The following is a 25,869-nucleotide window of genomic DNA, read 5'->3' as shown; positions in this document are numbered from 1 at the left end:
TTTATTCTTGACTATAATCATACCTCCGATATCTACTTTGCTGTAATCTACATGGTGATTGTATTGTTGGAATTTTTTTTCAAAACTAAAAATTTTGGCGGTCATTCTCCTTGAAGTAAAGTATCCACATATGCAATAAACCTTTTAGCTGCTGGGGAAATATTATGATCATCTCTCCACTTTAACCCTATTTCCCAGTACCATCCTTCATCAATGATAGGGATCCAGACCAATTCATCTAACATCAACCCTAGCGTCTTAGGCAGTACTGATACACCTAGACCCGACTTTATAAAACCGGCTACAGTGATCAGGTCCTCCGCTTCATAAGCCGAAGCAAGAAAAAATCCGGTATGTCGGAACCGGGATATAATCGTTGCTTTTAATCCACAGTTGTTTTTCAATCCTATAAATGGCTCGCCAGACAGCTCTGCCAAACTAAGAGCGCTACAATCTGCATAACGATGTTGGGAGGGAACAACAATGTATAAAGGAACATTCTGAATAGTCTTCCAGTGATGATTATCCATAGTAGATTCCCTTGATGTAATCATAACATCCGAAAATCCTTGCTCCAGATGTTCATCAATATCCCCTAAGTTCCCTTGTGTCAATTCGAACCGAACTTTGGGATACTTCAATTGATAACTCCGGATCAGGCTAGGGATTAATTCAACCCCGAGAATGTTTAGATAAGACAACGTAATCACACCCGTATCCGGATTGGACCACTCTTCGATTTCCCTTAGACCATTTTCAATATTTTGTAGGGCTCGACCAATCCATTTAGAGAACATAGTACCGTTTCGGTTCAGCTTTATATTTCGTCCATTTCGCTCAAATAAAGGTGCTCCTATTTCGTTTTCAAGCTTGGCAATTGCATGACTTAACGCTGGCTGAGTAATACCGAGTTTTTTGGAGGCTAAGGTCATATGTTCAAGCTGTGCAACGGTCATAAAGTATTCCAATTGTGTAAGTTCCATTAAAACTATCCCCCCATATATATTAATATCATTCATCAATTTTATTATTATAATAAATTGGACGTTATGAAAGTGGCAAGTGTAATATTAGTTCTAGCTCCTCTCGAACAACTCATCCAGCTTTAGAGACAGAGCAATTTTAAATTAAATATTGAATACCATTACTAGGAGGAATAGTTATGCATAAACAATTTGAGTTTTCTGTATCGGAATTTGAAGGTAAAAAGGTGATTGTAACCGGAGGAACAAAGGGAATGGGGCAAGCTGTTGTAAAAAGACTTGCAAACGGCGGAGCTACAGTCCTTACTACTGCCCGTTCCCTATCAACTGACTTACCAAATTCAGTCAAATTTGTGCAAGCAGATGTCGCCACACCTGAAGGGATAGAGCAAATAATCACAGCAGTAAAAGAGCAACTTGGAGGTATCGATATTATTGTCCATTGCGTAGGTGGATCAACGACACCACCAGGAGGTGCACTTGTATTGAGTGATGAGGATTGGCTTCATACATTAAATTGGAATTTGCTCGCAGCAGTTCGACTTGATCGTGGCTTAATTCCACTTATGTTAAAAAATAATTCGGGCGTTATTCTTCATTTCACTTCCATCCAGAGACGTTTGCCTTTATATGAAACCACACTGGCTTATGCATCTGCAAAAGCCGCGCTGACTAACTATAGCAAGGGATTATCGAATGAATTTTCCCCACAAGGAATCCGCATAAATACGTTGTCTCCCGGGTTTATTCAGACAGAAGCAGCTGACGCATTAATTGATCGGATCGCAACGGAAACCGGAAGTCGAGAAAGTGCGCTTGAACAACTTATGACTTCACTCGGAGGTATTCCAATTGGTCGGCCAGGATTTCCTGAAGAAGTCGCTGAGCTGGTTGCATTTCTGGTCTCGGACCGAGCAGCTTCTATTACAGGTAGTGAATATGTCATAGATGGGGGAACGATCCCTACCGTCTAATATCGAATTAATAAAATGAATTAATAAAGGGAGAGTATAATATGGATCTCAATCATTTACCATCTGTAATTGGCAAATACATTACTGCATCCAACAAGCCAGACCCCGCAGTGTTTATAGATTGTTTTTCAGAGAATGCCGTTGTGTTAGATGAAGGAAAAAAGCGAAATGGCAAACAGGCGATTCGGGAATGGAGTGATCTAAACCATTTTGCGGCGAATGTAACCTTAGAGCCAACAAAAGCAAAAAAAATAGGTGACGAAATTGTGTTAACATGCAAGCTGGATGGTACTTATGACAAGACTGGACTACCCGATCCACTATTATTAAATTATCATTTTGTTATTGTTGACGATAAGATCGTCAGACTTTCCATTTTCTAAAGGTATTTAAATGGCTTGTCCGCATGAGCTGCACTCTTTGTACATGATTTGAACAAAATGCCCCCACAATGATGTATTTGATCATGTGGGGGCATATTTAAATATTAGTTTCATTCAGATATGAGGATATCACTCACTATATTGGCATGTTTTTAATCACGGCTACCGTTCAACATTAATTAAAGGCTGTATTTTGATGTCGAAGTCAACATTAATTTTCATATTTTCCCAATATTTTAGCCATTGCTCTTCCGTTAGTTGTTTAGAAAACGGCTTAAGCGAATGTGTGCCGACTTCTAAGGGATCCACTTTCAACCGTTGCATGTTTTTTAATAATACTGACGTTTGTTCCTCAAGATATACCTCAATCTCATGAATGAAATGTTCCAATTCTTCCTCGTTTTGAATATTCTTATCTCCCTGATATTCCTCAATTCTTCCTTTCAGTACCACATGTAAAGACAAGGATGAATAGTCACTCGATAGTTTCATGCGAATATTGGATCGAACACGTCCTAAACTGGTCGATAACTTTGGAATGGCCAAGACTTTTAAGAAATGGTCGTTATCCAGAAGTTGAAAAATTTCATCGCTTACGTCTTGAGTGACCATTGTTTCTTTGCCATTTCGGAACATGGCCGTTCCAACGTAATTGAAATTGTTCTTATCCGCTTGAAAAACGGGAAGAATCGGATCCTTAAGAGGAGAATATAACTTCTTCATAAATTGATGAATATTGACAATGCTCATTTCACCCTGGTTATGCTTCTCGTAATGCCTTAGCATCCGATAAAGAAAATAATCTTGGTTTTCTTGCTTCGTCAATTGATTTATTATGTATTCATCAAAATCCCCTCTAACAACCACTAAATAGACACGCATTGAAATATCGGGATCTACCAATATCGTATTGATCAGCTTTTCAATACCTTCTTCTTTTGCCAGTTTCTCATTGATTAATAATATTCGCAGCTGCCCCTGTTTCAGTTCCCGATAATAAATTAAATTAAACTCCTTGCCTCCCTGCTTTATCAGATCAACTTCCTTGGAGAGAAATCGTTTTTTTTCTTTGATGAGTGGTGGTACTAAAGTGCTGATTTTAAACTTTCCCTCCGTCCCCTTGTCAACCGACCAGAAAACGACCGGAGCGATCTCTTCGATCAGATTGTTTTCGGCATATGGAGCAGAGCAGCCGGTTATCCACATAAGGCTTACAATCGCCAATAAACCATAATACTTGTATGGTATCATGCCTGCATACTCTCCTTTCGTTTAACCACAGTGAAAAGGATCGCAGGAACAAGCAAATAAATGAATGCTCCTAGCCAGATTTGAAGGTTCAGTAACATCGTTTGACCCGGAACCGTTTGCCATAACCATTGATCCATGATGATGATACTTATCAAAATGACGAACCAACTCGACAACAATCCAGTCAGTGTTGTACTTGAATTCATTTTTTTCATAAAAACTCTTGCAGCTCCATAAAAACACAACAACAGAATTGAAATGTCAAATACGTAATTAAACATATGGAAAGAGATAAGAATGTACTCGATTCGTTCTAAACCGCTCGTTTGAAGATAGCTCCCCATGTATGCTACCGGAAAGTTGATCTTGCTTAAGAAGTTGGAACCATAGAACAATACCGAAGCTATGAACAATAATGAATATTCCAAAATCGTCAGCATGTTGCCCATGACAAGATATTTGGTTATTTTTGTGTTGGAGCTTAGCCATGGAACAATAAAGGCCAAATACACTGGACCTGAAAATGCCGACCATATAAACAACAAACTCTGCCATGATTGCCCTGACCATTCGGTGGGGATTAGAGGATACAAATCGCGGTAATCTGAAATCGATGAAAAGAAAAAAGGAATAAACATGATTAAGATCCACGCCCCGCATAGAAAGGTGATAACGACAAAACGTAATGTTTTCTCCATGCCATGTGAAGCCACAAATAAACTGATCGATAGAATAACGAGGATTAGCCACGTTTTATTCATTGATGGATAAATAAAACTATGGAGCATTTCAACGTAACCCAGAGTGATGATTGAAATTTTCAACAGTATTATCAAAAAACCAAGTATCGCTAAAATGTGAACCGTTCGTTTTCCAAAAAGCTGTACAAATCCTTGATAGCCTTTGGCTGCATAACTGGAAGCAAACCACCTGGACAGCATCATCAAATTAAGTTGAGACAGCAGCCCCAAGGCGATAATTCCCCAAACCATGTAGGAATGGACCAAATAAACGGGCATGATTAGAACAAAATAATGCATTTGCGTACGATTAACCAATAGAAGGAAATGGATGCCACCAAGGGTGGAAGTTTGTTTGAATAAGGATAGAGTCTTCATTTCTTCATCTTCTCCTGTCGCCATTTCTGTAATGGTTTTAGATTACTCGGACGCGTTTTCATCCAAATCAAAGGCCCGCGAATAAAGAGGTCAATCCAATCCTTCCCGTAAAAAGGAGAAAGAGGTGCCAGATAAGGTTGACCTAATGACGTTAATGCATGGAGATGCGCAAGAATCCCGATTAGCCCGACCACGATTCCTGGAAGCCCAAGAACCGATGCAAGGACAAGAAGAAACACTTGCAACAGAACCATGGATTTGGTCATTTGATAGTTGGGGACCAAAAAGAAAGCAATAGCCGATATGCCCATCAGAACAATGAGTACTTTACTTGCAAAGCCTGCTTCCACAGCTGCTTGTCCTATGACAATACCGCCGATAACCCCTAAAGTTTGACTCGTTTTGGTCGGCATTCGCAAACTGGCTTCTTTGATGATTTCCAGCGTTATGATCATGAAAAGTCCTTCCACAAAAGGAGTAAAAGGCAATTTGCTTCTCGATTCCAATAATACGAAGAGAATCGGCAGCGGAACCATTTGGTAATGAAATGTCGTTAATGCTACATAAAAAGGAATCATCGTCAAAGAAATAATAAAACTTCCATACCTCATTAAACGCAAGAAACTGGCGACTGGCCAACGCAGGAAGTAGTCTTCTGGCGATTGGAAGAGATGAAATAATGTAATGGGACAAATTAAAGCAAACGGTGAATTGGAGACCAATAAAGTCAGCTTACCTTCACCTAAGGCGTAGGCACAGGCATCCGGCCGATCCGTTTGTAGAAACTGCGGAAAGACTGTATGGTTATGATCTTCAATAAAAGCTGCAAGCTGTGCGGAGTCTAGAAACTGATCGAAATCCACACTTTCAATTTTCTTTCTTGCAATGGAAACAAATTCAGGATTAATGATTCCGTCTATGTACATTAACACAACCTTCGTTTTGCTAAGTGATCCGATCGTAAAGCTTTCTGTTTTTAATGTCGTTATAGGCAAACGTCTGCGCAACATTGTAATGTTTTTATCGATTTGCTCACTGAAACTGTCTTTCGCCCCATATATGACCGTTTCCGTTTGGGAAGGTTCAACTGCCCGGCCAAGAGGATTTTCCAATTGAACGCCTAGCCATTGATCGTTGACGGAATCGTAGAGAAGGATACATCCTTGCATTATTTTTTGCCCAGCATCTTCGAGCGATTTAACTTCCGAAACTTCGGAATTGATGATGCATGAAGAAAGCGAATTTCCGCCTGATTGATGAAGTGGCTGAATAATCGCCTCGTTTAAACGTTCTTGATCTATTAACGTTTTTATAAATATAAGATGGACTGAAGCACTCGTACCTATTTTGTGTTCAATGATTTCAGCGTCTTCCATATGGTTTAATAGTTGTTTTAAAACATCAAGCCATGTAGATTTTTGATGATTTTTCATTTGAGGCTCGTTTTTTTCAACCATGGTCTTCTCCTTTATCAAAGTAATCAAAACGGTCTAAGGTTAATATCTTGTCCTGTAATCGAAAAATCATACGACCGGCAATGTGTATACTAAGCCTCAACATGTTCGAGAATGAGATGGAAATCTGGATCAGGATTCTTTTTACTCGGTGAGAATGCATGTGGTAATCTGCATTTTTTTCAATGCATATGAAAAAACCTCAGCCGGGTTAAGCGAGCTGAGGTCAATAAATTAACGATTAATGTTTTTTTAGTTGCAACCACTGTTGGTTTTGATTCCGTTGGCTTTCGCATCAGGTGCTTCGAATACCCCTGATTGGGACTACTAGAGTTGCACCTAACTTCTTCATTTAATAACTTCAACCTTTTTATCCCCTGCTGACTTCGCAACCTCTACCGTTGTTTTACCTTCAATTACAGTCCCGTCTCCGCGGACTTATAAATGAATGTAAGGTCAGTGATTCATATAATGGGCATATAGTTGCTCGTAGGTTGTAAAACGTTCGACCTCTCTGCCGACCTTATCATACTCGTCTAGATATTCGTCCATCACTTCAAGGAACTTCTCTTTTATTTCAGAGCTTGTTGTTCAATTGTTTAATGATGTCTCAGGGCTGATCGACTTACGCAATATATCAAAAGGTAGGAGCAGGTAATTCATCTATTTTCATACGTAGTAAACTATAGGGTTTTTGTCGCAGGTCTTTTCCGTAATGAAATCTGGCCTGCCTATGTAATTGGTTCACAATTACATATAAGTATTGATCCGGACCAATAGAAAAAGTATCCGGCCATAAGATTCTGGGGTCATGGGCGATGGTTTCCATGATTCCATTCGGTAATATCTTGCGAATACTATCGTTTTCATAATCTCCAGCATAAACGTTTCCTTTTGCGTCCGTGATCATGCCATCCGATGCACCCTTCTCTCCCCAATACTGCACAAGATCACTTAACTTGAAATCGGGTATTACTCTGTCTCTTAACGATTCGGTTGAGATCGAATATAGCTGACGACTGGTTAAGGGACAATAGAATAACATTTTGCCATCCGGGGAAATGGCTATACCATCAGAGGCCAATCGAAAGGGAGATGTCGAACCATCCGCGTTCCGATTCATCAAAATTTCACCTTCCACTTTCGGTACAAAATAGGGATCGGGTGAGGTTGAGCTTGCTCCATTCAACCGTCTATACGCATTTCCATTTTCTAAATTTACGACGATAATAGCGCCTGGACCATTGGAAGAAGAATCCGTAATATATGCGTAACCTGCGTTACCTACACGAAAGTCAAATCGGACATCATTCAGATATGTTGTCGGCAAGACTACATCATCTGCAAATGTATATACTTTTCTTATTGTATTTGTTTCTAAATCTACCGCGACTAATTTTGCCCCACCTTTCATAGGCTCAGAAAAATTAGGTGCAGCCGTATCCAGTACCCATAGGGTTCCCCTTCCATCTGTAACAACACTTTGCACACTGATAAAGGACATCGTGAGATTCGAAGGATTGAACAAATTCGATTCTAAATTAGGATAAGGCTGCAGCTGACCCTCAACAATTTCCGCTACCGTAAATCTAACGTCATCTCCCCATTTCGGAAAGCAAGTAAAGATACGCCCGGTTTCGGATACACTAACGCCTGTAGGCATAGGCCCATAAAAGGAATGAACGAGTTCCAACTTACCGAAATACTTTTCCATAGGTAACATAGGTTTTATGATGTCCTCCTTAACATATTTGAATAGATATTACCTATAATATGTTCCAGACTTTTTCTAATACCTGGCCTTTAATCGTCTTTTTCTAAGTGTTTTTTTGAAAATGACCGAGACATATAAAAAAACTTCGGCGCAAGCCGAAGCCTTTTGACGGTGATTCTCCCGTGTTTATGCGGACGACCCTACTTCAACATTAGCAAGTCTGACTCCACATGACCCGAAAAAGAAGAGATCAGCTGAGCCCGTCTGTACCAAAACATTTATTGTTGGTCAGGCAGACGTAATGTATTTGCTGAAGTTTGCGCTTGATCTAAAAATTCCTCTGCTCGGGTTAATTGCTGCCTTGCTGTCTCCAACGCTTGTGAATTTGTTGCCGCATTAGATTCACTTATCGAGCTTATTGCCTGATTTAAAGCCTTCTGCACCTCAGAAACCGCGTTAGATGCATGCTGTTCCAGCGTATTACCACTCGATTCAAGTGCACCTTCTGCCGCTTTTCTTGCATTTTTGGTGGCTAGATCAATTTTGTTTTTATTGGGCACAGCGAGTCCTCCTCCCTTTTGTAAACAACAATAAGTATCGGGTTAAGATTTTGTTTATATTCCTGCAAATGTATGGGAATATTCGGAGCTTCTATCTTCGGTAATCCATTTCAGTATAAGATCCGATTTGTTGGAAAATCTAACGTTGATGAAAAAGAAGGAGGTGATCAGTTTCTCCATGAACAACCCAACACTAGCACCGCACGAATCAATGGAACTGCATGAAGCTTTAAACTTTAAAACGCTGTGCATCGCCAAGTCCAAACTGATGCAAGGCCTTGTCTTTGACCAAGAGCTAAAAGCTTTAATGCAAAAAGACGTCACTCAATCCATACAACAGATCGCCGAGCTGCAAGCCATTTATGCCAAAGCTCCTTTCCAGGCACCTGTTCCGAGTAGTCCGACACCTATAACACATTAAGGGGAGCTCAGATGAATACCGATTATTTAGACCCGATTAATTCATTGAATATGCCGGAAATGGCAGATATGACTTTTGCCATGGACTTCCTAATGCGTGCCAAGGAAGGTGTGCGTAATTTGTCCATCGCCCTGACGGAAACGGCTTCACCAGATGTAAGAGCCCTTCTGCACACTCAGCTTAAACAAGGAATCGCCATGCACCAGGAAATCTCGGAGCTCATGATTCGCAAAAAGTGGTTCCATCCTTACGAGCTAAACGAACAGTACCAACTCGACCAGCTTTCGGCGAACAATACGGTGATGATCGGGCAGATGAATCTGTTCCCGGGTGATACGTCGCGTAAAGGGATGTTTGATCGGACCCCAGATGAACATATTGGAGGACATAACGCATGAAGGCGGTAACGTATCAAGGGGTTAAAAATGTCGTGGTCAAAGAGGTTCCGGATGCGAAGATCGTGAAACCGGACGATATGATCGTAAAGATCACCAGTACCGCCATATGCGGTTCGGATCTTCATCTGATTCACGGGATGATACCTAACCTTCAGGAGAACTATGTCATCGGACATGAGCCGATGGGCATCGTGGAAGAAGTAGGCCCTGGCGTGACAAAAGTAAAAAAAGGCGATCGTGTAATCATTCCATTTAACATCGCATGCGGAGAATGCTTTTTTTGCAAAAACCAGCTGGAAAGCCAATGTGACAATTCCAACGAACACGGCGATATGGGCGCATATTTCGGCTACTCGGGAACGACTGGCGGATATCCTGGCGGGCAAGCCGAGTATTTACGGGTTCCGTTTGCCAATTTCACCCACTTCAAAATTCCTGAAAACTGCGAACAACCTGACGAAAAGCTAAGTCTGATCGCCGATGCCATGACGACGGCATTCTGGAGCGTAGATAACGCCGGGGTAAAGAATGGAGATACGGTCATCGTGCTCGGCTGCGGCCCAGTCGGACTCCTGGCTCAGAAATTCTGTTGGCTAAAAGGAGCTAAGCGCGTTATAGCCGTCGACTATGTTGATTACCGCTTGCAGCATGCGAAACGAACGAACAACGTCGAAATCGTAAACTTTGAACAGGATCAGAACATTGGGAACACGCTTAAGGAAATGACCAAAGGCGGCGCCGATGTCGTGATTGATGCGGTAGGAATGGACGGGAAGATGAGCGATCTAGAATATTTAGCCAGCGGTTTGAAACTGCAAGGCGGCACCATGAGTGCATTTATCATTGCATCTCAGGCTGTCCGCAAAGGCGGAACCATCCAGGTCACTGGAGTATACGGCGGACGTTATAACGGATTCCCGCTCGGTGACATCATGCAGCGAAACGTAAATATCCGTTCCGGACAAGCTCCGGTCATTCACTACATGCCGTATATGTACGAGTTGGTTACGTCTGGCAAAGTGGACCCTGGCGACATCGTTACACACGTCATTCCCCTCAGCGATGCCAAGCGTGGCTATGAAGTGTTCGATACAAAAACGGACAATTGCATTAAAGTCATCTTAAAGCCTTAATTATGGATAGATACATGGGAGGACAATTCGAATGAATTCCAAATACGCATTGCATGAGGTACTCGAGGTACATGAAATTGCTGCGTTCAAGACGGTTTGCATGACTAAATCCAAGACCATGCAAGCTTTGGTAACCGACCCGGAGCTCAAGCAAATTTTGCAACAAGATGCGATATTATCACAACAGCAGCTTCAGGAGCTCGGTGGAGTGCTGACTAAAGCTACTGTATAGGAGATTACAAAATGAACCCAATATTAGAACACATGGCAGGCCTTCATACGCTAACGGATGACGTAATCGCAATGGATCTGTTGATAAATGCCAAGAGCGGAGTCAGAAATTACGCCATGGCTGTGACCGAATGTGCCACTCCCGAAATCAAGCAAATTTTGATGAAACAGCTCGATGAAGCCATTGACTCTCATGAAAAGATATCAAATTACATGGTACAGCATGGCTTATACCATCCCTACCATATTCCAGAGCAAATTCAGCTCGACCTGAAGAACATTCAAACGGCAATGAACATTCCGTCTTGACACCGTTTTTGATTTAAGCAGAGACTTCTGAGAACAAAATGTTCCTGTATTAAAAAATTCAACAATGAAAAAAGACGGATATACTCCGTCTTTTTTTCAGCAACATCACGAAACAAGCTTATACAAGCGATCCTTTTCCTTCGTTTGTTTTGTTTTGAAGCTCATTCCGATGCGCCCCTAAGGATTATCTTTTTTGCTTTACGGAAGTCACTTACTTTCCTTCCTGAGACTGATTAACCTCGGCAGCTCTACGACCGCTACCTCCCATTCCCATGCCTCCTCGAGCATTATTCTCACCCAGTTTGGACAGATCAATGGAAGAAGCATCAATCAGTGAATCAGCGTTTTCTTTTTGTTTCTCGGTCGTGGAAGGGATATCTCCGTCCAATTGCCCTTGTATACTTTCCGCACGCAGCGTCCCGAGTTTGGTCAATTCTGTAACAGCTGTCTCGTACTTATCATACGTAACAAAGGCCGTAGGGTCCTGCTTCACATAATCCGCGATCATGTCGTTCAGACTTTGTACTTTTTCTTCAAACTTTCCGTCTGCGAAGTATCCATCTACGATCTCCTGTAAATATTCATGATACTTGGCCTTATACTCAGGCACTTCAAGGAGTTTGTCCAAAATGGGGCGTTCCTCCAGGCTGACCCCTGATAGAGGCGTATCAATCGCCAGATTCACGACATCGGATGCAGTACCCGCTTGAAATCCACCGAAAGCCATATTGTAATCCCAAGGCAACATGCTGATCTGACCGTCGTTCTCATACAGATAATAGTTATGTCCCATGTTGGATGTGTAACTGTCCATATTAACAACCACCGTGTGGGCCGCAAAATACCTCAGTACTTCGTCCACATCCACATATTTCTCCAGATCGGTGCCTGTGCTCAGGTTTTTGAGCGCTTCAATGACACGCTGATGATCTTCCTCGGTTGTTTTGGTCTCAGCATTGTCGAAAATGGCGGAATAGCTGGACGATTCATCATCGGTGTACACCAACGAAACACCATTGCCGCTTCCATCCATACCACCTGGACCACGCTTGCCTCTCCCGCCAGCTTCGGCTTGTGTATTGCTCCCCTCTTCCCCTGTGCCGCTATTCATATCCGGTGGGGTTGCTCCAACCGGTGGGGTCATACCTTCTTTGGGAGCCTGCATATCTCCTCCATATCCTTGAGCAAAAGGATTGCCATCAGGTCCTCCCATACCTCCTGCTCCCATGTTGTCATCATTGTTTGGCTTGTACAGTTCACCCTCATCATTCTTGGCACGAGCGAGATATCCGCTATCTATATCCTCAACAGCCAGATACAAACCCCAAGTCTCTCCATTTACACTAATATTGGAAAAAGCAAATAAAGGTGCGTCCACGCCAATGTAACTCATAATGTCATAACTTAAATATTCCTTCATATAGCTACTATCGCTAATCATGTTGTTAACGACGAGTTTGTCCAATCCCATCCATGTTTGATCCTTAACATATTCATCAAACTTGATTTTGAAACTATATCGATCCGTTGTATCATCACTAGCCACCTGCCGAAGGCTGGAGTTACCCTTTGGACGAATTCCGACGTTCTCAATCGTCGTTCCGTTAATTGTAATATTAGCTGAGATGTACTGCTCCTCGCTTGCATTATCCAGCATTTCTTTCCAAGCCTCTTCATCCACATCAATCGAAATGGACATAACCTCCGTCTTATTAATTTGATCAGCATATGCTGCTGTTTCCGTTTTACTCTGATTATCCGTATTCGTTTGTTCCGTTTCAGTTGTGTTGCTTTCTGAGTCCCCATTTCCTTGATTAACCGAGCTACATGCCGTCAGCATCGCAGTACATAGCACTGCTACACCGATAAATTTAGTCCATTTGTATATACTCATTGCTATCACACCTCATTTTTGTTGTTGTATGTAAACATCATAGATAGTAATGCTTAAATGAATCTGAATGAGATACACCGCAGATTTCAGACTGCGGCACTTCCCTTCAATCAACAATCAAAAATGGGTATTGAGCAGGACGTTACGTAGAAGTTTGCCTTTATAGTAATAAAAAATAGTATCTTTTGATATTACTATATATCAATTTAACTTAAAATCAAATCTACTAATATTTCTTGGAGTAGTTAGGAACTCGTGGTGACGCTACGCTCAGCGTGGGTACTTGGACTTTCTATTCTAAGTGAGGAGATTCTAAAATACAGCTTAAGGTGGTTTACTGTTGGATATCAGTCCGTATCAAACAACGCTTTCTTCCGTGAATCGTAGTCCATATCTTCCTCCATACCAATAATAAAAAAACCTCAGATGAGATAGCCAGCATAGAAACGATTAAAGTTGCCCTGAGAGTCTGAGAGACTAACTCTTCCGGTAAGCAACCTTATGAAAATCTTGGATATAACGAAATAGTTTCTCACCCTCATCAGACACCTGAGTGCTTCCATCCAGTGGCAACATCATAGCCTGATACGGTTCAGGTACCATTCGATATTGATGAACATAGGAGGTTAAGACAAACCCATTGTGTTGCCAAAACTGAATGCGTTGCCGATGAGCCTCTGTAATCCCGGACTCCGCCTCGATGATTATCCCTTTGATCCAGTGTTCCCTTAATGCCCAATCTCTGAGTTGCTTCAGCATCCAGGTTCCTATACCCGAACCGCGCAGCTTCTGTTCAATCGCAAGGTAATCGATGATCAGGATGCGGTCTGCACCCTTCTCTACCAGTCCAGTAACAGCCATCGCAACCACTTCTCCATGATGCACGCCCGTGTGTAAATAACCAATGCGCCGATCCAACATACTGCGAAGAATCTCTTTTGTCTTGGCGCCGCTTGGAAAAGCTTCATGATAGATCTGCTCCATCCGCGCCCACAATGCTTCATCCCAGGCTTCTACTGTCATAAACTCTAATTCCAGCACTTGTTTCACCCCTAGATTTTAACAAAGTAAATCTTTCCTCTCTTGGAATCCAATAAAATCCCCCCTTCTTCTCAGAAAGGAGGATATCCACTAACCGTGTTCGATTAAGATCATTTTACGAAGAAAGCATCTCCATATGCTCCCTCTCGTTTATTATTTTACTCTAAAATTGTTTGGAGCATATTTGCTTACAAGAGGTACAGCACTGAACAGATATCCTACAGTCAACACGATTAAGACAACAGTAAGTACCCATAGTGCAGGGCCAACAAACATTGCCATAACAAAGCCTAATGAAATCAGACTGTTCATGAATGTGAAAAGAGGGTTGTTTGTGTCCAACGATATTGTGTAGGGCTGGAACACATAGTATACCAATAGATGATGTACTGAGAAAAATACAGACAGTGCCATCGTCATAACCCAGATGAGAAGCATTGTACGTATACCACTTCCTTCTGACAAAACAAGTAAAGGTACACTTAGTACAGTTGCTAAACACACACCCAATTTTAGATTCAAGACTAACAAACTCCTAAACCTCAAACGAAAATGTTGCTTCGCATGCTTGCGATAAAATGAATAGCGCATGAGTTGCATATCACAATGGAGAAATAGCCCCTTACAAATCTCTCGTCCTATTGTCAGACTTAGCATAGCCATGATAAGTATAGGCGTATATCGTTCCACTGCGTTTAGAGAGACATGATCTCTGACAATGAATGCCGAGAAAGATAGTAATATTCCGATGATTATAATAGCCATTAAACGTCTGCGGAACGGCACCTGGGTGAGATGTTGGTACCTGCTAAGCAGGAGGTTATGCATTTGTTCGTATCCCTGTTCACCTAATGAGGTTTGCCTTCGAGCATGTAGGTTGGACGAGGTATATTGCGCAGCATCATTATCTTTTGCCTGCATCATTTGTTGTTGGATATTAGCCATCATGATTTCCCTATTCAACAATGGATCAGCTTGGTTCGTTACTGCGCGTACGGCTGCTGTGAAATCCGTATGTTTTAATAAAATATATCCGGCAACAGTCCCAGATAACGATATGAATGTGACAAGCCACCATTGCTCCAAGATTACGGCTCCGAAAAGAGGAATGCTCAGTGATGTTAATGGTAGGTACGCAGCTGTCAGTGTGAGTAACATGACCAAACCCATAACCCCTGTTTTCTGTACAAGGATCGTTCCTTTCCAGCGGAAAACGGAAAAATGTATCCATTCACTCAGCACGCGCCAAATCGTTATGACTCCAACAGCCAGAAGTGCATGAAAAATGAAGAAATCAAACAACATTGAAACCAACGTCAACGCAATTCCTTGATACAACAAGAATGTAGTATACCGATAAAACAGCTCAGCTCGCATAAATTTGGTAGGAGCTATTCGCATAAGTCGGACAGCAGTATACTTCATCTTGTTTGATTCCAATACTTTTGCACTCGTCATCCCGGCCATTACTCCACTAATGCAAAAATACATGTGAAGAAAAAGAGTGAACTGCTCTGTAGTGTTAGAACCCTCTGTCCACAAGAGTATGGGCAATGCAAGCATTCCCCCGAAATAGAATACACTTTCCAACAATCCGCCTACAAGCATCAAAACGACTGCGATTACACCAATTATGCGTTTCGTCCGAAAAGCAGCATAGGTCTGTTCACTGAAGAAGCGGCCAACGACGGGTATCTTCTGCATGAAATAGATGATGCGATTTACGAGCGTGATAACCTGTAGCTGCCGCATGCGAGAAATCGTATTAAATATTCCCTGCATCGGCATTCTCCTTCTGGTCATCCTGTTCGCTATCGTCTTGTAATAACGCAATAACCTTCTCTTCAAAATCGGGTTGCGTAACAATTTCTGTTGAAATCTGCGTCAAACGGCCACCATTCAGAATAATTAATTCATCACACAGATCCGTCGCCAATTGTAATATATGAGTTGAGAAAATGAGTACATGATCCTTTTTCATATCACGTAACAATTGTTTCATCTCACTTGCAACGATAACATCAAACGAAGTTAGAGGTTCGTCCAATAAGATCACTGTGGGTTTAGTGAGTAAAAACAACAGCATTTGCACTTTATTCTTCATCCCGTGTGAATAGTGCTTAATGAGTTTATGACGGTCCGCCTGTGTAATGTGCATCATATCAAAAAGGGCGTCCATATCGTCTCCTCGCCCTTCAATCACTTCGGAATTAACATCGATGAAAAAACGTATAAACTCATATCCCGTAAGAAATTCCGGTAACATTGGCAAGGAATAAACATATCCAACATCATCCATCTCTATGGTACGGGATGTGGATTCGTCCACCAGTTTCATTGTGCCGTTATCCGTCTGAATCTCGCCACTCAAACAATTAAATAAAGTTGTTTTACCAGCACCATTTCGTCCAAGAAGGCCATAAATCTTTCCTTTTTCAAATTGAAAATTCAGATCTGTTAATACTTGTTGATTACCAAAACTCTTCCTTATACTTTGAAGTACCAATTTCATTTATTTTCTCCTCACATTCACCATAATTAGTTATCTGTTTACCTGACTCTCCAACCATAGATACAACCATGTTGTTGTTCTCGTTCTCAAACCTATTTAAAATTTGTTTAGTTTTCATAAATATCAGTCCTTTCGGCATTTTGAGAATTGCCTTTCTTGGTCAATATAACTACTTCTGGTAAATTAGACAATCCTTCTTATAAGTATTCTATTTTGAATAATATAATCCCTTTCTTTGGCTTTTTCTCCGCGCTGGTTTGTAACCTATTCAGGACAAGAACGTGTACCGATAAAATAAAAAAAAGCCGCTATTAGCGACTTCAATGGAACCATGTTCTTGTCCCTCGATATATAGTTTTTAAGCAGTGGTACATGCCCATATATTTTCTTCATATAATTCATGTTAAAAATATATTGCTCCATATGCTCAAGCTTGCGCAGACCGCGTACCGCCGCTTGTAAAATCCGTCATTGAATCTATAAGTCATCTGCCTGCGGCAGATTCATTCAATGTGCATAAGCGCTAAGAAAGACACGTACGCCCTCTGCGATGATACGTCTGGTTTGTTCCACAGCCATACTACCTGTTCTTCTAGGTTGATTGAATACCAATAGAATCGTTAATGCAGCGAAATGTTTGGTAGCCATTTTAGGATCTGGCACATCGATTAATCCCTCTTGAGCAAACTCTGTAAATCTCCTCATAATGCCCTCTTCTGTTGCTTTGTCCAGCCTTTCAAAAAACGATTCTGGCAGGTTGGCTTCTTCGACCATAACCAGACGGATCAAAGCCATATAGTCGGCCGAACCGTTCGCGGAAGCCACAATTTGTTCGCAGAATAAGATGAGTGCCTGCTGCAGATCCTCAAATTCCAAAAGATGGTCTGTAATCCCTCGCTCTATCATCTCAAGAACGGCCACACTGGATTCTTCCACAACGGCAAGCAGAAGGTTCTGCTTGTCGCCATAATAATCATAAACTGTTCGTTTGGAGACTCCAGCTTTAGCTGCGACCGCATCGACGCTGGACCGATCAAATCCATCTGAAAGAAACAGGTCTCGTGCCGCCACTATAATTTTGGCTCGTTTGTCAGCAGAGCCTTTGCGGATTTTCTTGTTTTCCGTCATATCCATTCTTATGTTGCCCCCTACATATATTCGATCTGAAATCAATTAGAATTAAAGCTTTATTTACAAACTACACTGCACGGTGTAGTATAACAAATGTAGCATATTAAATCAATGATCAAGGAGGATTATTCCATGAATACCAAGCGGTCTTTTGTTGATGTTCTCATTGTCGGGGCCGGACCTACAGGACTTACACTTGCCTGCGATCTTGCCCGTCGAAACGTTGCCCATCGCATTATTGAACGAAGCCCCGTATATAACGTTGCCTCTCGGGCGAAAGGAATCCAGCCTCGCTCGCTTGAAGTCGTCGATGATTTGGATGCCGTTCACTACATCACTGACACGGGTGTTGTGGATTTGCCTGTTCGTTATTATACCGCAGATGGCCGAAGTGTGGAAAAGCCGACAATTACTGTGGCAGCAAGCGCCGAACTTGAAACGCCCTATCGTGATCCGGTCTGGATTGCTCAATTTGATGTGGAAAAAGCACTGCGCAATCGGTATGCAGAGCTTGGCGGTCAAGTTGAGTTAGGCATGGAAGCTGTGGGGCTGGTTCAGGATGTGGATGGTGTAACGGTAACCGTGAATTCACCTCAGGGAGAAGAACACATTCGCGCTCGTTATGTCGTTGGTTCTGACGGTGGAAAAAGCAATATCCGCAAGTTTATTCACTTACCGCTAGTTGGGGAAACACGCGATCATGAGCGCTGGTACCTTGGCGATGTACGTTTGGAAGGGTTAGATCGTGACCATATCCATATCTGGACATCTTCGGAGGGAATGGTTGGAGTGACACCGCTGCCGAAATCCGATATTTGGCAGCTGCAGGCTACCATCTCGGAAGATGTTGAAGAACCAGAGCAGCCGTCGCTGGAAGCATACCAAGCCATGTTTGACCGCAGGGCCGGGGCCGGACGTGTTCAGTTCACGGATGCTTCCTGGCTTTCCATCTACCGGGTCAACATTCGGATGGTTGAACGTTACCGCAACGACCGGGTCTTCCTTGCCGGCGATGCTGCTCATGTTCATTCGCCAGCCGGCGGACAAGGCATGAATACGGGGATGCAGGATGCGTACAACCTCGGCTGGAAACTGGCGGCTGTGATACGGGGAGCGGACACTTCCTTACTCGACACGTATGATGAGGAGCGTCGACCAGTGGCTCAAGTCGTGCTTGAAGACAGCACGAAGAAGATTGGAGTGGTCATAGGAACGGCAACTGAAGGCGGTGGATTGTCCCAAACTTTGAGCACTATATCTGACGATCTGACGAGCGGGCTTCTCATTTCCTATCGGTCAAGTTCTCTAATCCGCCGTTCTGCTCTGACACATGATACCTGCTGTTTATGCCCTGGCGATCGTGCTCCTAATGCTGCTGGCCTGCAAGGTACCGGGTTTACAGGAAGCATCTTCGACCTATTGCGTGGCCCACACTGGACGCTTTTGGTTTTTGCAAATGGCATCCATTCTTCACTGAATATCTTCACTAACGACGAACTCCATGTGCATTATATCTTGCCATCAAACGTAGTGGGGCCAGAAGGCATGACAGACACAGCAGGCAATGCCTATCGAATTTACGATGTAGCAAGTGAAGAACTCATGTTGATTCGTCCCGACGGTTACATCGCACTGCGTACATCCATGGATCAACCGTCAGTGATTTCGAATTACTTGAATTCCATCTATCGCGCAAACTGATTTTCACAATCGGAATATGGGTCTTGTCTTCGCTTTGGGACAAGAACATAAAGTCAACAATGTAAATCTGTCCTCGATCAATTGCCTTCAAGGCGAGATCCTTAACCATGTTGATCAAACTGTGGCTCAGGACACGAATTTGTACCAATAAAATCAGGACAACCCATCCAACAGGTGGTTCTATACTTCGGGGTGAACACAATGTGGTACTTACACATCCACTTTGTGTGAGCTAGGCTGTAGCTCTTGGTTGCCATGAATGACCATGATAGGGATGCGATGCAAGAGCACGATCTACACGAATCAGGCTATGAGCCATTTTTTCATTTCCAGTAGGTGTCGCATTTCATATTACAAACTGTCAAAAACGTCCATGTAGTATATCAAGGGCTGTTAAATATAGACAAGGCAGATTTTATCGCCCTTCATCACCGTCGGTGACGTATTCAAACGATGAAAACCATCACAACAATAGTTGAGTTTCAGCCACTGTTATGATGGTTTCTATTCTTGCTACTACTGGCAATGGTTTAATGCCCGAGTTTGTTCTTTCCGATAAAAGTGAGTATTCCATACTGAGAAGTGTTTCTCCAGCTTTCATTGGTCGTATCATTCCACTTGGCTACGTTCTGCTTGCCTTCGCCCTGATTGTCGTTAATTTGAAGATCGAAACCGAGAACATTTCCAGTCTTTGGCGTCAGTGAATGTAACTGGATTCTGGCTTCTATGAGGTATCCTTTATTCGTTTTCTTCACAGCACTTACAAGGCGTCCGGGTGAGGCACTGCCTGCAAAGGTTGCCACATTGTCTGCACTGATTCTGAACTGGGCATCATCATATTGGAAATACGGTGTGCGCTGGTGATTCTCATCCAGGAAAATCTCAACCGAATCCTGATCCCATGGGTTGATGTTATCTGTGATAATGTTTGGATCAGTGACGTCGATCAGCAGATATAGATATTCACCTGACCACATTGCGCGTGCCACTGCCTCTGCACCCTCGCTCTGATTCAACCGTTTTACTTCAAATGGTACAGCCTTATTCCATAAAGCGTCTTTATTCCCATCAATCTGAACAACCCCTTGCACAGCTTGTGCAGATTTGGGCATAGAGGCAAGTTGAATCACGCCGTATTTGCTTGTATCTTGTTCCTGAGTTTGTGTTCGATCATTCCAGTACAGTGGATTATAAAGTTGTGTCCCACTTGCAGCGCCATCAGTCACACGGATATCCAAACCGGCTTCATATTCTGATCCGACTTGTATACCATCCCATGGAATGGACAATTCAACCGAATATCCAGCTTTTGTCTCACGTACACGATACGAACGCTGCTCCGCGCCCTCCGCTTTGCCCGACCGCTTAATGATTACGTGTCGGTCATCTGCTTCATATGAGGTGGTCTTGCCATTGTTGAGATCAACAAAGAGTTCTACTCTGTCATTCACATCTGCCTTCGCATCCCGAACATCCACAAGGATATACAGGTTACTTTGATCCCATAAAGTGCGGAAACTGGCTGATCCCGAAGAGTCGCCCTTCAGTGGAGTAGACACCGCTTTGTTCCAGAGCGGATCTTGTGAATGTTTTTTGATATCCGGTTTACCCGAAAGTGAGACGGCTCTCTGTGTCAAAACAGGCAAGTTCGATTCATCCACGATTCCCCAGTATGCTTTTTTGGCCTTCAGGGCTGAATCAAACAGCATTGCCTGGTTGTTGTAAGACTTCTCATCTTGCAGTCCCCATAAGGTAACTGAAGAAATGTGATCTTTGTGTTTTTGATACAAATCCAACAATTCCTTATATCGATACGCCTGTTTTACCGCAACTTCATCCGACATCTCTTCACCAAATGGAATTCCGCTATCCACGTCCAGTTCCGTGATCTGAATATCCAATCCAAGTTCGACGAACATGTTGATCGTTTTTTCAATTTCCTCGATGGGCGGGGATTCCAGGTTATAGTGGGATTGCAAACCCACACCATCGATGAGCCCTTTCTCTTTCAATCGTTTGACCAACTTATACATATGCTCTCTTTTCTCAGGGACTTCCGTGAAGTATTCGTTGTAGTATAATTTGGCATCCGGATCGGCTGCACGAGCGAATTCATAGGTTTTCTCAATGTAATCCGGACCGATTAGTTCATAAAAGGGACTTTTACGTAAACCGTTGGCATCACCATTGCTATCCGCAATCGCCTCGTTTACCACATCCCAGGCATAGATCTTACCTTTGTATCGGGTCATGACGGTTTCAACGTAATCCTGAATCCGGGCAAGCAATAATTCTCGACTCGAAGGGTTACCCTGAGAATCCTTGAGCATCCACTCTGCTGCATCAATATGCCACAACAACGCATGTCCGCGTACACCCATACCATGTTCCTCGGCGAACTGAACATATTGATCGGCTGCCTCGAACTCATAAACACCTTCGGAAGGAGACATGTACTTCGGTTTCATCTCATAGGTTGCGGTCAAGCTGTTAAAGTGTTTCGTAAGCAGTTGTCCATATGCGCCTTCCAACTGCCAGCGATACACCGCTGCACCAATGGGGAAATCATCTTGATACAGGTCCCCCAGAGACAGAATCCCTTCTTCAATCTCCAGTTGCTCGGCCTGAGTAAATGTTACATCATCTACATAGAACGATAACGTATCTACGCTATCTTCAGAGATGTAGGGTGTCTCGATGAACAAATTCAATTCAGTGGGATCATCGCTATACTGAAATTTTCCGGTGATTTTGTGCCAAGTATTCCATTCTGCTTTGGCAATCTTCACGCTACCGATCGGGTTCCAGCTATCGGCAGTTGTTTTTTTATATGTGGTGAGCTGTAGTGTTTGATCTGTGGTAGGCTCCTGAGTAAGTCTTACATAAGACGTAATCTCGTACTCTTGGTTACGCTTAAGCAGATCCTTCATGGATAACTTCGGTCCATGATAGGAACGCTCACGGTTGGAAACTAGCATACTGGACTGACCTTCGTGTGCTTCCTGCTGTGTCACTGTCAGCCTTTCGCTACCGACACGTGGAGTCCATCCCTGAAGAGTACCGTCTTCAAAGTTTGTGCTCAAGTCACCTCCCTCCACTTCTGTAACTGCCTTGGCTGCATGTGAGACATTCGAAAATGAAAACATGGCGAGTACCAGCAAAAGAACCAAGACCGTTATATTCCATTGACCTAACCGTTTCATACAATTCCTCCTCTTGATTTGGTCTAAGTTTTTCTGAACGGATTAACATCCAGATAAATAGATTATAGTTCTTTGGATAGCGCATACATATAATAAACTTCCAATAATTATAATAAAATGTTATCTATTGGTAATATCATGTGAGTTTAGGAAGCTGGAGTTCGTTTGCATGTAAGGTGATACCCGATCAGCGAAACCTTCATTATAAGACATGAGCTCGGCATGAAATAGAAAGCCACGTCTGCAATGGTGTTAAGGATATAGTAGTTTTCGCTATCCGTCGTTACGAGGCCTGTCAGCACAATTACAGCTAATATTGCTTTGATCATACCCGCTCCAATGATTGTCGGAATTATCGGAGTAAATGTCGTTGAGATCACGATGATGAATCTGGAGACCCAGCTCTGTTTTTGCTTATGCTTGATTCGACTTGAATTTAAGTGTCCTTCTATAGGCTCCCACCCATTCCCCTGTTCAATTGCCTACATACAATACATTAGACTAATGAACAGGAGTGATGTGATATGACATTTTTACCTCCTTTTGGACCTGGTGGAGGGTTTGGCGGACCTTGGGGTCCCGGAGGACCAGGAGGACCCGGTGGAATGCCTGGCCCTCCATCGTTCCCTGGGGGTGGAGGCGGCGGACCACAAGGCGTGCAGGCACCTACAGGGCCGCCACCATCATTCATTCCACAGCAACCCGCTTCGTTATATGCGGTAGATCCAAGAGCTATATCCGGCTGTCTGTTTCGCTACACATATATTTGGCCGGATCGTGGTCCCGGCTTCTGGATGTACCCGGTATTTGTAGGTAGAAATTCGGTGGCTGGGTTTCGTTGGAATGGGTTCTTCTGGATGTACACTGGCATTGATCTGCAGCGAATCAGCTCGTTTAGCTGTTTCTAAAAGTAAATCCCCCTGTATGCGGATTAATCCACATACAGGGGGATTTAGATTTATGGAAAATTCACCTTGTCTAAAGCAACTTAATCAGCTTTTCTAGCTCATCAACCAAACTTTTTGCAAGTTCAAAATTAGTATCTTTTAAAGCCAATTCAATTTTCATCTCAACAGACTTTTTCTTTTGTTCCGTTTCTAGATAATTTTCATCAAAATGACTCGCATAAATCATCTCTCTAAATTCTTCTATACTCATTTTACTAATCGTTTTGTCCTCAATAATCAAAACATAATCCATACCATTTACAACAGAATAGAAATCATGAGAAATCATGATAATCGCACCTTTGTAATCTTCAATGGCTTTCTCCAAAGCAATTTGTGAATAGATGTCTAAATGGCTTGTCGGTTCATCAAGAAGCAACACGCTCGCTTGACGGGCAGCAACTTTAGCCAATTGAAGCATGTTTTTTTCTCCGCCAGATAACGATTCAATCTTTTGATCAAGGATTTCTCCTTCAAAGCCATAGTTTGAAAGATACGATCTAATTTCATCATACGTTTGAAACCCGGAATCTATGAATTCATTTAGGATGGTATTCGAATCCTTTAACATTTCGCCTTGAACTTGAGATAAATAAGCTACCTTAACATCAGGATTAATTTCAATGGAATCCTGATTATTTTTAAAAATTTCTCGGAGTAAAGTCGTTTTCCCGGTACCATTTGGACCGATCAGGGCTACTTTATCTGTTGATTTGATCTCAAAGTTCACATTTTCCAAAAGCAACTCGTCAAAGGAAACGCTATAGTTATTGACGTTAACCACAACGGTGTCTTCCATTTCCTTATCGATCCCAAAACTGATATTCGGCTGTTTGATATCGACAAATGGTTCTTTTATTCGACGTGCTTCCAATCTCTCTTGAAACTTGACTCTGGCTTTTAACGCTCTTCCTCTGGAGGCTTCCGAATTATACGTGGCGATCTCTCTAAGATTGTCGATGATGTGATCGTATCTCTCAATCTCTTCAGCTTCAGCAACTGCGATTTCTTGCAGCTCGATCTTCGTCTCAAGCAGCGTGAAGTTGTATTCGATATATCGCCCGTCAAACTCTTGGATCTCCGTGTTTTCAAGGTGTATGATTTTGTTAAAACAGTGATTTAACAGATACCGGTTATGGGTAACGACCAATAACATGCCCTTATGGGAATTGATCAATTTTTTAAGCGCATTGAGGTTCTCAAAATCTAAAAATACATCGGGTTCGTCCATAATCATCAAGTCGGGACGACTCAGCATTTCCTTCATCACTTGAATAAGCTTGAATTCCCCGCCGCTTATGGCGGATATACTAAGATCTTTGAGCTTCATGAGATTGGCCAGGTTTAGCTGCTTGTTAATGGTGTTTTCGTAATTATCCCCGTCCATCGCCTCGAAAGCATCCAAAGCCAATTGAACCTTTTCCAGCAGGGAATCCATATCCGACGTGTTTTCCATTTCAGCATAAATGGCAGTGATTTCATCTTGTATCTTAATGAATTCTTCTCCGATATATTCAAAAACGGTCATTTCTTTCGTTTTGTCGACTTGGGAGAATTGACTGACATACCCGATTTTGCAATCCGGGTCTATCTCTAACTTGCCTTCGAACAAATATCGTTCCGGATCCATCAGGATATCGATTAATGTACTTTTTCCACTTCCGCTTGTTCCGATAAACGCACAATGTTGTGCCTCTTCAAACGTAAATGAAATGTTTTTATATAGTTCCTTTTGTGGAAATGCGAAGGATAAGTTTTCAACTTTTATCATAGTGTTACCTTTCTTTATAACTAAATTGGTGGCTAGTATTGAATATATTGTCGAACACAGACTTTTAGAGTAACACTGTTTACCACCAAGTACAATCGATTTTTAGCCCTTACCCTCACTTTGAAATTCTAATACTTTCTATAGAATGATGGCTAGTGGGCGGTGGTTACTTCATAAAACACTACTGACATACCGTTGTCAGTAGTGTTTTTGTATAGTTGGAGTAAGCAATTGTAAAGGAGTAAAAGTAAATGCGAAGTGCTTTTGGTCCGAAATGTATTACTTATTATAGGAAGGATGATATCTCGTGAATTTTGCTTCTGTGCGTATCATTACTGATGACGTGGATCGTCTCGTCGAGTTCTATGAGAAAATTACGGGTGTTTCAGCAGAACGCCCTGCACCTGTCTTTGCCGAACTCGTTATGCCATCGTGCACTCTAGCGATCGGCCACTCCCAGACGGTGCATCTGTTTGGCGCTGGTTCCGCTGTGGCGGCCAACAATCGTACTATCATTATTGAGTTCCACGTCCACGATGTTGATGCCGAATACGAGCGTTTGAAGCCGTTTGTCGATGAGTGGGTCAAGGAGCCTACCACAATGCCGTGGGGGAATCGTGCTTTGCTGTTTCGCGACCCTGACGGTAATCTGGTTAATCTCTTCACGCCGGCGACCGAGGAAGCAATCCAACGGTTCAGGGGTAGGCTATAAAGGACAGTTGAAATGAGTAAGGGCAATG

23 protein-coding genes and 1 pseudogene are annotated in these 25,869 nt (G+C 42.6%); 10 read left to right on the top strand and 14 right to left on the bottom strand.

Going from position 1 to position 25,869, the window contains the following annotated elements:
- Window positions 1-101 precede the first annotated feature (101 nt).
- A complete protein-coding gene (locus ABTV53_RS14740) occupies window positions 102-983 on the bottom strand; it encodes a LysR family transcriptional regulator (protein WP_433753978.1) in 882 nt (293 codons plus the stop codon).
- A gap of 179 nt (window positions 984-1,162) precedes the next feature.
- Between ABTV53_RS14740 and ABTV53_RS14735 the strand changes: the two genes are divergently transcribed.
- Window positions 1,163-1,957 (top strand): SDR family oxidoreductase, encoded by a 795-nt coding sequence (locus ABTV53_RS14735; RefSeq protein ID WP_433753976.1) that lies wholly within the window; start codon window positions 1,163-1,165, stop codon window positions 1,955-1,957.
- Window positions 1,958-1,998: 41 nt separating this feature from the next.
- Complete coding sequence (locus ABTV53_RS14730; protein WP_433753974.1) at window positions 1,999-2,340, top strand: nuclear transport factor 2 family protein; 342 nt, start codon at window positions 1,999-2,001, stop codon at window positions 2,338-2,340.
- Between the two features lie 162 nt (window positions 2,341-2,502).
- On the opposite strand, the gene ABTV53_RS14725 is transcribed toward ABTV53_RS14730, so the two are convergent.
- From ABTV53_RS14725 to ABTV53_RS14705, 5 genes are all read right to left on the bottom strand, one after another.
- A complete protein-coding gene (locus tag ABTV53_RS14725) occupies window positions 2,503-3,591 on the bottom strand; it encodes a Ger(x)C family spore germination C-terminal domain-containing protein (protein ID WP_433753972.1) in 1,089 nt (362 codons plus the stop codon).
- Entirely contained in the window at window positions 3,588-4,709 is a 1,122-nt protein-coding gene (locus ABTV53_RS14720) for a GerAB/ArcD/ProY family transporter (protein WP_433753970.1), read from the bottom strand. The genes ABTV53_RS14725 and ABTV53_RS14720 overlap by 4 nt, the downstream gene beginning before the upstream one ends.
- On the bottom strand, window positions 4,706-6,166 hold the full coding sequence (locus tag ABTV53_RS14715) for a spore germination protein (RefSeq protein ID WP_433753968.1): 1,461 nt from the start codon (window positions 6,164-6,166) through the stop codon (window positions 4,706-4,708). Before ABTV53_RS14715 ends, ABTV53_RS14720 begins: the two co-directional genes overlap by 4 nt.
- Before the next feature lie 634 nt (window positions 6,167-6,800).
- Window positions 6,801-7,895: an L-dopachrome tautomerase-related protein gene (locus tag ABTV53_RS14710; protein WP_433754221.1), complete on the bottom strand. Its 1,095-nt coding sequence runs from the start codon at window positions 7,893-7,895 to the stop codon at window positions 6,801-6,803.
- 260 nt (window positions 7,896-8,155) lie between these two features.
- Window positions 8,156-8,437, bottom strand: a complete 282-nt coding sequence (locus ABTV53_RS14705; RefSeq protein WP_433753966.1) for a hypothetical protein — start codon at window positions 8,435-8,437, stop codon at window positions 8,156-8,158.
- Window positions 8,438-8,615: 178 nt separating this feature from the next.
- Here ABTV53_RS14705 and ABTV53_RS14700 point away from each other — a divergent pair, with 178 nt between their 5' ends.
- From ABTV53_RS14700 to ABTV53_RS14680, 5 genes are read left to right on the top strand one after another with little or no spacing between them, the layout of a single operon-like run.
- Entirely contained in the window at window positions 8,616-8,858 is a 243-nt protein-coding gene (locus tag ABTV53_RS14700; protein ID WP_251640556.1) for a spore gernimation protein GerQ, read from the top strand.
- An 11-nt stretch (window positions 8,859-8,869) separates the two neighbouring features.
- On the top strand, window positions 8,870-9,256 hold the full coding sequence (locus ABTV53_RS14695; protein ID WP_433753964.1) for a spore coat protein: 387 nt from the start codon (window positions 8,870-8,872) through the stop codon (window positions 9,254-9,256).
- On the top strand, window positions 9,253-10,389 hold the full coding sequence (locus ABTV53_RS14690) for a zinc-dependent alcohol dehydrogenase (protein ID WP_433753962.1): 1,137 nt from the start codon (window positions 9,253-9,255) through the stop codon (window positions 10,387-10,389). The genes ABTV53_RS14695 and ABTV53_RS14690 overlap by 4 nt, the downstream gene beginning before the upstream one ends.
- Window positions 10,390-10,420: 31 nt before the next feature.
- Window positions 10,421-10,621: a hypothetical protein gene (locus tag ABTV53_RS14685; RefSeq protein WP_433753961.1), complete on the top strand. Its 201-nt coding sequence runs from the start codon at window positions 10,421-10,423 to the stop codon at window positions 10,619-10,621.
- Window positions 10,622-10,632: 11 nt separating this feature from the next.
- Window positions 10,633-10,929 carry a spore coat protein gene (locus ABTV53_RS14680; RefSeq protein WP_339296867.1) on the top strand — a complete coding sequence of 99 codons (297 nt, stop codon included), beginning with the start codon at window positions 10,633-10,635 and terminating at the stop codon, window positions 10,927-10,929.
- A 211-nt stretch (window positions 10,930-11,140) separates the two neighbouring features.
- On the opposite strand, the gene ABTV53_RS14675 is transcribed toward ABTV53_RS14680, so the two are convergent.
- The 5 genes from ABTV53_RS14675 to ABTV53_RS14655 all read right to left on the bottom strand — a co-directional run bounded on the left by ABTV53_RS14675 (window position 11,141) and on the right by ABTV53_RS14655 (window position 17,510).
- The gene (locus ABTV53_RS14675) at window positions 11,141-12,823 is read right to left on the bottom strand and encodes a CotH kinase family protein (RefSeq protein ID WP_433753959.1); all 1,683 of its coding nucleotides are present in this window, start codon (window positions 12,821-12,823) and stop codon (window positions 11,141-11,143) included.
- Window positions 12,824-13,300: 477 nt separating this feature from the next.
- Window positions 13,301-13,864, bottom strand: a complete 564-nt coding sequence (locus ABTV53_RS14670) for a GNAT family N-acetyltransferase (RefSeq protein WP_433753957.1) — start codon at window positions 13,862-13,864, stop codon at window positions 13,301-13,303.
- 153 nt (window positions 13,865-14,017) lie between these two features.
- Window positions 14,018-15,646, bottom strand: a complete 1,629-nt coding sequence (locus tag ABTV53_RS14665; protein ID WP_433753955.1) for a hypothetical protein — start codon at window positions 15,644-15,646, stop codon at window positions 14,018-14,020.
- Window positions 15,630-16,376: an ABC transporter ATP-binding protein gene (locus ABTV53_RS14660; protein WP_433753953.1), complete on the bottom strand. Its 747-nt coding sequence runs from the start codon at window positions 16,374-16,376 to the stop codon at window positions 15,630-15,632. The genes ABTV53_RS14665 and ABTV53_RS14660 overlap by 17 nt, the downstream gene beginning before the upstream one ends.
- Window positions 16,377-16,883: 507 nt before the next feature.
- On the bottom strand, window positions 16,884-17,510 hold the full coding sequence (locus ABTV53_RS14655) for a TetR/AcrR family transcriptional regulator (RefSeq protein ID WP_433753952.1): 627 nt from the start codon (window positions 17,508-17,510) through the stop codon (window positions 16,884-16,886).
- 129 nt (window positions 17,511-17,639) lie between these two features.
- Between ABTV53_RS14655 and ABTV53_RS14650 the strand changes: the two genes are divergently transcribed.
- Window positions 17,640-19,208, top strand: coding sequence for an FAD-dependent monooxygenase (locus ABTV53_RS14650; RefSeq protein ID WP_433753950.1), 1,569 nt, complete (start codon window positions 17,640-17,642; stop codon window positions 19,206-19,208).
- Between the two features lie 179 nt (window positions 19,209-19,387).
- Here the strand turns inward: ABTV53_RS14650 and ABTV53_RS14645 are convergent.
- Window positions 19,388-19,465, bottom strand: a pseudogene (locus tag ABTV53_RS14645) (IS200/IS605 family transposase); the annotation flags it as partial.
- Between the two features lie 273 nt (window positions 19,466-19,738).
- A complete protein-coding gene (locus ABTV53_RS14640) occupies window positions 19,739-22,411 on the bottom strand; it encodes an endo-1,4-beta-xylanase (protein WP_433753948.1) in 2,673 nt (890 codons plus the stop codon).
- A 524-nt stretch (window positions 22,412-22,935) separates the two neighbouring features.
- On the opposite strand from ABTV53_RS14640, the gene ABTV53_RS14635 reads away from it, so the two are divergent.
- Window positions 22,936-23,319, top strand: a complete 384-nt coding sequence (locus ABTV53_RS14635) for a collagen-like protein (RefSeq protein ID WP_433753946.1) — start codon at window positions 22,936-22,938, stop codon at window positions 23,317-23,319.
- Between the two features lie 70 nt (window positions 23,320-23,389).
- Here the strand turns inward: ABTV53_RS14635 and ABTV53_RS14630 are convergent, their stop codons facing one another.
- Complete coding sequence (locus tag ABTV53_RS14630) at window positions 23,390-25,129, bottom strand: ABC-F family ATP-binding cassette domain-containing protein (protein ID WP_433753944.1); 1,740 nt, start codon at window positions 25,127-25,129, stop codon at window positions 23,390-23,392.
- A gap of 307 nt (window positions 25,130-25,436) precedes the next feature.
- Here ABTV53_RS14630 and ABTV53_RS14625 point away from each other — a divergent pair, with 307 nt between their 5' ends.
- Entirely contained in the window at window positions 25,437-25,841 is a 405-nt protein-coding gene (locus ABTV53_RS14625) for a VOC family protein (RefSeq protein ID WP_433753943.1), read from the top strand.
- Window positions 25,842-25,869 lie beyond the last annotated feature (28 nt).

It is taken from the genome of Paenibacillus amylolyticus (assembly GCF_050990605.1).
In the GTDB taxonomy this organism is placed as follows: Bacteria; Bacillota; Bacilli; order Paenibacillales; family Paenibacillaceae; genus Paenibacillus; species Paenibacillus amylolyticus_H.
Note: the sequence above shows the minus strand (reverse complement) of the source record. Positions and strands in the feature narration are given on the sequence as shown.

What these genes read in the sequence shown, in the direction of transcription:
- ABTV53_RS14740 (WP_433753978.1), bottom strand. Translation starts at nt 983, where the DNA reads ATGGAACTTACACAATTGGAATACTTTATGACCGTTGCACAGCTTGAA.
- ABTV53_RS14735 (WP_433753976.1), top strand. Translation starts at nt 1,163, where the DNA reads ATGCATAAACAATTTGAGTTTTCTGTATCGGAATTTGAAGGTAAAAAG.
- ABTV53_RS14730 (WP_433753974.1), top strand. Translation starts at nt 1,999, where the DNA reads ATGGATCTCAATCATTTACCATCTGTAATTGGCAAATACATTACTGCA.
- ABTV53_RS14725 (WP_433753972.1), bottom strand. Translation starts at nt 3,591, where the DNA reads ATGATACCATACAAGTATTATGGTTTATTGGCGATTGTAAGCCTTATG.
- ABTV53_RS14720 (WP_433753970.1), bottom strand. Translation starts at nt 4,709, where the DNA reads ATGAAGACTCTATCCTTATTCAAACAAACTTCCACCCTTGGTGGCATC.
- ABTV53_RS14715 (WP_433753968.1), bottom strand. Translation starts at nt 6,166, where the DNA reads ATGGTTGAAAAAAACGAGCCTCAAATGAAAAATCATCAAAAATCTACA.
- ABTV53_RS14700 (WP_251640556.1), top strand. Translation starts at nt 8,616, where the DNA reads ATGAACAACCCAACACTAGCACCGCACGAATCAATGGAACTGCATGAA.
- ABTV53_RS14695 (WP_433753964.1), top strand. Translation starts at nt 8,870, where the DNA reads ATGAATACCGATTATTTAGACCCGATTAATTCATTGAATATGCCGGAA.
- ABTV53_RS14690 (WP_433753962.1), top strand. Translation starts at nt 9,253, where the DNA reads ATGAAGGCGGTAACGTATCAAGGGGTTAAAAATGTCGTGGTCAAAGAG.
- ABTV53_RS14685 (WP_433753961.1), top strand. Translation starts at nt 10,421, where the DNA reads ATGAATTCCAAATACGCATTGCATGAGGTACTCGAGGTACATGAAATT.
- ABTV53_RS14680 (WP_339296867.1), top strand. Translation starts at nt 10,633, where the DNA reads ATGAACCCAATATTAGAACACATGGCAGGCCTTCATACGCTAACGGAT.
- ABTV53_RS14675 (WP_433753959.1), bottom strand. Translation starts at nt 12,823, where the DNA reads ATGAGTATATACAAATGGACTAAATTTATCGGTGTAGCAGTGCTATGT.
- ABTV53_RS14665 (WP_433753955.1), bottom strand. Translation starts at nt 15,646, where the DNA reads ATGCAGGGAATATTTAATACGATTTCTCGCATGCGGCAGCTACAGGTT.
- ABTV53_RS14660 (WP_433753953.1), bottom strand. Translation starts at nt 16,376, where the DNA reads ATGAAATTGGTACTTCAAAGTATAAGGAAGAGTTTTGGTAATCAACAA.
- ABTV53_RS14655 (WP_433753952.1), bottom strand. Translation starts at nt 17,510, where the DNA reads ATGGATATGACGGAAAACAAGAAAATCCGCAAAGGCTCTGCTGACAAA.
- ABTV53_RS14650 (WP_433753950.1), top strand. Translation starts at nt 17,640, where the DNA reads ATGAATACCAAGCGGTCTTTTGTTGATGTTCTCATTGTCGGGGCCGGA.
- ABTV53_RS14640 (WP_433753948.1), bottom strand. Translation starts at nt 22,411, where the DNA reads ATGAAACGGTTAGGTCAATGGAATATAACGGTCTTGGTTCTTTTGCTG.
- ABTV53_RS14635 (WP_433753946.1), top strand. Translation starts at nt 22,936, where the DNA reads ATGACATTTTTACCTCCTTTTGGACCTGGTGGAGGGTTTGGCGGACCT.
- ABTV53_RS14630 (WP_433753944.1), bottom strand. Translation starts at nt 25,129, where the DNA reads ATGATAAAAGTTGAAAACTTATCCTTCGCATTTCCACAAAAGGAACTA.